The sequence below is a fragment of the Mycobacterium persicum genome, assembly GCF_002086915.1.
Taxonomy (GTDB): Bacteria; Actinomycetota; Actinomycetes; order Mycobacteriales; family Mycobacteriaceae; genus Mycobacterium; species Mycobacterium persicum.
In genome coordinates this window covers 2,576,103-2,582,494 of record NZ_MWQA01000001.1, presented here as the reverse complement: position 1 = coordinate 2,582,494, position 6,392 = coordinate 2,576,103, and the positions used below count along the sequence as shown (strand labels likewise).

Below are 6,392 nucleotides of genomic sequence, written 5' to 3'. Positions count from 1 at the left end.
GGCCGCGAACTCGCGGTCGGGCCAGCACCCCACGGGTTAGACGCACTCCAACAACGCCGAGTCGCTCTCGTCGATGTCGCCGAACGTCGCGCAGGCGCGCAGCCCGCCGTCTTGGGCATTGCTGACCAAGCACACGATCGCCGACTGTCCGCTGTCCACGGCCTTGGCGATCACCGCCGACTTGTGCAGCAGCGAGACACCGGTGTGCACCACGTGGGCGGCCGACAGCTCGTCGGCACTGCTGATGTTGGCGTCCTGGCGGGCGAGCGAAGATATCGCCTGCTCGACAACCGCGCGAGCCGCGCCCTCCGGAATGGTGACGTTGTTCCAGGCCGCTAGCGCGGTCTCCATGGCGGCGCAGTGTTCATGGCCGAGAATGACGATCAGCGGTGTCTTGAGGGTGCCGACCGCGTACTCGACGGTGGCCAGCACGCCGGTGTCGATAACGTGTCCCCAGGTGCTGATGTCGATGAGTGAGCCCCAGCTTTGACCGAGCACCACCTCGCTCGCCGTGTCGGCGTCTGCGCAGCGGAAGACCACTGCGATGGGTGAGTGGTCGTTGGCGCCGGCCTTCTGCTTCGACCGCAGGGTGGTGTAGAAACGTTGGTTTCCGGCTTCCAGGCGCTGCCAGGCGATTGACGGGTTGGACATGATGGTTCCTTTCTTGTGGGGTCTTGTGGGGTCTTGTGGGGTCTTGGTGGGGTCTTGTTGGGTCTAGCTGAAGTACTCCGGTCGGCTGACGTAGGTGTCGGTGACGAACATGACCCCCGGCGACCCCTCGAGCAGGCGGCGCAGTCCGGCGATCAGTGCCTCGGATTTGGCGTCCGGGACGACGGTGATCAGCAGCTCGAGCGCGGCCTGCTGGTTGAAGAGCAGCCGGCCCTGGTGGTAGCCGTGATGGCCGAGCCCCGAGACGCCGGACACACTGGTGAATCCGGTGGCGCCGGCGTTGTGGAACTGCTCCCGGACGGCGGGGGCGTGTTCTCCGGCCACGACCACTTCGATCTTGGTCATCTTGGTCAAGCCGTTGGTTGGCATGGCATTACCTCCTGGTCGGTCGGGTAGTGGTTTGCTGCGGTTGCTGTGGTCTCCCAGCGCCGCCAACCGCCGCGGGTCCAGCGCTGCCAGTCGTCGTTGGGGCCTTCCCGGGCGGCCAGGCACACCCAGTCGTTGCCGAACAAGTGCTGCAGGATGGGGTTTCGCTCGACGACCATGTCGATGCGCTGCAGCGGCGCCTGCACGACGGTCAACAGGCGCATGGGTTCATGCCCGAAGGACCGGCCGTCGGTAAGCGACTGCCGAGGCAGGCCCAACTGCAGGTCGCCGCCGTGTCCGGCGAGCACGCCCACACCGCCGACCACGTTGTGGATGGTCTTGGTTCCAGCTCCGAACAGTTCCGGCGCCACCGTGGAGAAGTAGTACTGGCAGTTGATCCACTGAGCGACCACCATCGGTGCGGTGAGGATGGTCTCCAGCGCGCCGCCCTCGGCGTCCACGTCGGCTTCGTAGGAGTGCAGGAAGACCCGTCGCTGCAGATCGATGCCGCGGGTCAGCGCGCGCGGCGCGACGACGAAGGCCGCGTTGCCCGCCAGGCCCCACTCGGGAAAGACCTGCGCCCAGTCGACGGATCGCTGAGCGACGTGGCGAGCGGCGCGCCGCGGGTCGGGGTCGGCAGGGCCGCCGGGAAGCCCGGAGCAGCGCTCGGCGGCCAGCTCGGCGCCGGCGAGCTGGAGATCCGCGACGAGCCGGCGCACGTCCGGTAGATGACTATCCGGAACCAGGTGCTGGTCCAACACCGTCACGAGGTCGGTGGCGGTGTCGTGTTGAGCCGCGACGAACCAAGTGTCGTCGGGGATCGTGATCCCCGAGGCGCTCAACTCAGACCGGACGTCGGCGTCGTTGAGGATCGCCGCGGCGGTACGGGCGTTGGGTCCGCCGGCCTGTCCGCCGCAGGCCCCACAGTCCAGAGCCGCCTGGAACGGGTTGTTCTCGGTGACGCTGCCGTGCCCGCACAGGACGACCAGCCGGGCGAATTCTCCCGTGAGGCCCATGGTGGTGAGTGCGACGTGTGCGTACAGGGCGCGATGGGCCAGTGCGACGGTGTCGTTGATCGACAGCACGGTAGGAGCCGGGGGCGCCAGCCGGTCGCGAAGGCGTCTCCGTAGTTTCCCGCTGCCTATCGGGCTCAGCGTTTTGGCCGCGGCCCACGGACCGGCCGCCCAACCGGCCGCCTCGGCCAAGGCGAACGGGGCGATCAGCGCCTGCTTTGCGGCATGAAATGCCGCTTCGGCGCCGGCCATGATCGTGCTGCCGTTGCGCAGCCGCTGCGCCGCACCGGCGGCCGACGGCACCGGGTGTTCGACGACTTCATGTTCGGGGCGGATCAGCACCGGGCACAGGTCGTTGGGCGATCCACCCAGCAGGCTGGTGAACCGGATGGCGACGGCGAAGAAGCCGGCGAATCCGAAAGTCTGGTACTCGCCGAGGAATTCGATGTGGCGGCGCAGCCCCTCGGATCGGGTGTCGATGCAGCACACGATCTGGGCTGCGGCGCGCCCATTCCCGGGTGCCGGGGGGTTTTCCGCCAAGCCTCGCAGTAGTTTGTCGCGATAGTGGGCCTCGTAGGCCTGCTGCCACACCAGCTGCCGCGCGGTAACCGGCAATGCCGACAAAACCCTTGCAGCAGCACCTAAGTCGGCGTCGCTTACCTCGTCGAGCCCCCATGCTCGGGCCAGCGCGGCGGCTCGTTCGCGGGCTGAGGATAGGCGCGGCCGGGTGGCCGCCACCGGCTCGTCCGGCGCGTTGAACGTGTTGTGGGACAGCAATACTGCTTCGTACGTCAGCCGCATTGCGAGGTAGTCCAGTAGGTCCACACCGGTGACGCGTTCGGCAGACCAGCGGACGTGGGCGGCCCAGCCCGGAAGCCGCGTCAAGTGGGCTTGCAAGTAGGTAATCCGGTCGTCGTCGGCCACGCCCAGCTGGTCCAGGGCTTGCAGCGCGGCGTCGTCGGCCCGGGTGGGCGCCTTGCGCAGCGACGCTCGCGCCCGGCGGCTCAGCTTGTGGTCGCCGGGGGCCAGTGTCCGCCAGGCGCGGTAGAAGCCCAAGTGGTGGTCGGGCATCGGCCAGCCCGCTGCCGGTGATCCGAAGAACGCCGCACACCATTTGGTGGCTTGGGCGTCGACCTGCCCGGCTACCTGCGGTGCCACTTGCTCACTCCGAGTCAGGTTGCGGCGTAACGGCTTCGGAGCCAAACTGCCGTGCAGCAGGTCGCCGCGCAGCAGTTGCGAAGGTGTCATCACGCGGGTTCCCATCCGGACGGGCTCGCCGTCCAGCAAGGTGGGGTAGCGCAGCCGCAGCGTCGACTCGAGATCGGCGTCGGTGATCCGTCCGCTGCGGTACAGGCCGCGGAACGTCGTCTCGTCCAGCACGCCGGCGCTGCCGTAGAGGTCGCCGGCCCGTCGGACCGCCTGCTCGAAGGGCATCGACTCCAACCCGGCCAGCGGGTTGACCGCGATAAAGGTCTCCAGCGGGTAGTGGGTGGGTATCACACGGGCGGCCAGGTTCACGTCGCTGCGTAACTGCGCGCGCCGGGTTTCGGTCGAGACGTTGTCAGCCGCGATGGTCACTGGAGGGCTCCTGTCAGTTGCGTGTTCGGTTGGGGACGAGTCGCCGGAACATGGCCGGCGACAAGCGCTTTCGCGTACAGGGTGCGCTGCAGCCGACCGAACCAGCCGTTGGCCGGGGCCCGGGGCAGCAGGGTCAGTGCCGCAAGGATGACCGCGACTGCGACGATGCCCGCAGACGACGCGGACGGTACGGTGACCGCGGGCAGATCGGGCGCCAGGAATCCGGTTACCGCGCCGACCAGTGCGACGTATCCGATGGCAGCCACGAGCAGCGCGACGGCCCCGATGAGAGCAGCCCGTGCGCCCGGGCTCCTCGCCAACCAGCCCGTCAACGCTGCCGCGGCCGTCGCCCAGGTGAAGACCAGCAGCACCCGCGCCGAGCCGTGCTCGACGTGCTGCAGTCGCACGATGCTGCTGGCCGCATACAGCGCGGCGGCCGGCAGCAGCAGTGCCGCGGCATGGATCGCTGCCCAGCGGGCCCGGGTCGGCGTCGGCGCCGGTGGCCGAGCGGCCTTTTGGCGCCGCTTGGCTATCGCCGAGCCGGACGACAGGAACAGGGTGGCTTTGTAGAAGCCGTGGCCCACCAGGTGGAATACCGCGGCGGCGGACAGGCCCAGGCCGCAGGTCAAGATCATGAAGCCCATCTGGGCCATCGTCGAATACACCAGCGAGCCCTTGATGTCGGATTTGGTGAGCATCACGACGCCGCCGTAGAGCACGCTGAGCGTTCCGGCGGTGAAGGCCAGGCCCATGGCCATGGCCGATCCGCTGACGATTGGGCTCAACCGCACCAGCAGCACACCGCCGGCGTTGACGACGCCGGCGTGGAGCAGCGCCGAGACGGGCGTGGGCGCGGCCAGGGTGGCCGGCAGCCAGCGATGAAAGGGAAGCTGCGCCGAGCGCGACAGAGCAGCCACCACGATCAGACCGGCTGCCGCCCACAAGGCCGGTGACCGGCCCTCGAATGGGTTGGGCCCGAGGTCGAACAGGCTGACGTTGCCCCATTGCATGGTGATCAAGCCGACCGCCGACCACAGCGCCAGATCGCCCAGCAGGAACGCTGTCGCCGTCCGCAGCACGCCGTCGCGGGCGGCGGGCAGCTCCCAGTAAGTCGCCTGCAGCAGGCACAGCGCGATGCCGGCCACGGTCCACGAGACGGCCAGACCGATCAGGGTTCCAGAGGTCATGAGGCCGGCGGAGGCCGTGGTGAGCATGCCGGTACCGGCGGTGAACCACCCCGATCGGCGATCGCAGGCGAGGTAGCGCAGTGCGAAAACCTGTACGACCGTGCTCACTCCGTACACCAACACCAACAGCAGCGCGCTGAGCCGGTTGGCTCCCAGCTCGGCGATCAGGGTGCCGCCCGCTGACCGCAGGGTGGCCGAGAGGGGGCCGTCGACCGCTACGTGCAGCGCTATCAGCAATGCGGAAACCAAGCCCGCACCGGCGGCTGCGGCGCCCAATTGGCCGACGAGGCGTGGATGCCGCGAACCGGCCAGGAGCGCGCTCAGCGATGCAAGCAGGGGCAACGTCAAGGCACCGACGAGGACGGCGTTCACCGGCCATCACCGCCAGTGCTGGCAGCGGTAGGTCTGGAGTTCATGCGAAGCAAACTACGCGATATTTAATACATCTGTCAAACATCACGAAATATATTTCATGATCTAGACCTCGGAGGCAGAGCCGTTTGGGTCGAGCATCAATGGCGCCCGCTCCTGCGACAACGGCCGCGGCGGGCGACGCGGTGATGATCCGACCGCGGTCTGTGTGGCGGCAGCGTAGAAAACTCGAGACGATCGCTCGGAAACCCTGAGACATCGCGCCCTGCCGCGCGACGATGTAGTCCTGTCGATTGGCCGACGGTGAACGAGCGATTGTCAGGGCCGCCATCGTCGTGATGACTCGTGGGAGGTGGCACGTGTCGCTTGTGATTGCGGCTCCGGATCTGATGGCGTCGGCGGCCGCGGATTTGACTGGCCTCGGCGCGACGCTGGGCAGCGCCAACGTGGCTGCGGCGGCCGCGACGACGGGGGTGTTGGCGGCGGCCGGTGATGAGGTGTCGGCGGCTATTGCGGCGGTGTTTCCGGGCATGGTCAGGGCTATCAGGCGCTGAGCGTGCAGGCCGCGGCGTTTCATGACCAGTTTGTGGCGGCGTTGAGTGCGGGTGCGGGGACGTATGCGGCTGCGGAGTCTGCGGCGGCTTCGCCGCTGCAGAGCCTGCTCAACCTGGTCAATGCGCCCTTCCAGTCGGCGTTGGGTCGGCCGTTGATCGGCAACGGCGCCAACGGGGCCCCGGGAACCGGGGCGGCCGGCGGGGCTGGCGGACTCTTGTTGGGCAACGGCGGGGCCGGTGGGTCCGGAGCGGCCGGGATGGCGGGCGGTGTTGGTGGCGCCGCGGGGCTGTTCGGCACCGGCGGTGCTGGCGGCGCCGGTGGGAGCTCAAGCGTTGCCTCCGGTGGGGCCGGTGGGGCCGGTGGGGCCGGTGGCCTGTTGTGGGGTGACGGCGGCACCGGCGGCACCGGTGGGTTGACCACCGCCGCCGGCAAGACCGGCGGCGCGGGTGGTGCCGGCGGGGCTGGCGGGCTGTTCGGTGCCGGCGGCCCGGGTGGCCCGGGCGGGACCGCGTTCGTGGCTGGCGGGGTCGGCGGGGCCGGTGGGGCTGGCGGCGCTGGGGTGTTTCTAGCCGGCGCCGGCGGCGCCGGCGGGGTGGGCACCCTCACCGGTGGGTTCGGCGGGGCCGGCGGTAATGGAGTACTGGGCGCGGGC

General features: G+C 69.1%; 4 protein-coding genes and 1 pseudogene. 1 reads left to right on the top strand and 4 read right to left on the bottom strand.

Annotation, left to right across the window (positions count from 1 at the left end; translation table 11 throughout):
• Nucleotides 1-36 precede the first annotated feature (36 nt).
• The 4 genes from B4U45_RS11675 to B4U45_RS11660 all read right to left on the bottom strand — a co-directional run bounded on the left by B4U45_RS11675 (nt 37) and on the right by B4U45_RS11660 (nt 5,185).
• Nucleotides 37-651, bottom strand: a complete 615-nt coding sequence (locus B4U45_RS11675; protein ID WP_075549043.1) for a carbonic anhydrase — start codon at nt 649-651, stop codon at nt 37-39.
• 63 nt (nt 652-714) lie between these two features.
• Nucleotides 715-1,038, bottom strand: a complete 324-nt coding sequence (locus tag B4U45_RS11670; RefSeq protein ID WP_075549042.1) for a P-II family nitrogen regulator — start codon at nt 1,036-1,038, stop codon at nt 715-717.
• A complete protein-coding gene (locus B4U45_RS11665) occupies nt 1,020-3,626 on the bottom strand; it encodes a DUF2309 domain-containing protein (protein ID WP_075549041.1) in 2,607 nt (868 codons plus the stop codon). The genes B4U45_RS11670 and B4U45_RS11665 overlap by 19 nt, the downstream gene beginning before the upstream one ends.
• Entirely contained in the window at nt 3,623-5,185 is a 1,563-nt protein-coding gene (locus tag B4U45_RS11660; protein ID WP_075549040.1) for a proton-conducting transporter transmembrane domain-containing protein, read from the bottom strand. The genes B4U45_RS11665 and B4U45_RS11660 overlap by 4 nt, the downstream gene beginning before the upstream one ends.
• Before the next feature lie 359 nt (nt 5,186-5,544).
• Here B4U45_RS11660 and B4U45_RS11650 point away from each other — a divergent pair.
• Nucleotides 5,545-6,392, top strand: a pseudogene (locus B4U45_RS11650) (PE family protein); the annotation flags it as partial.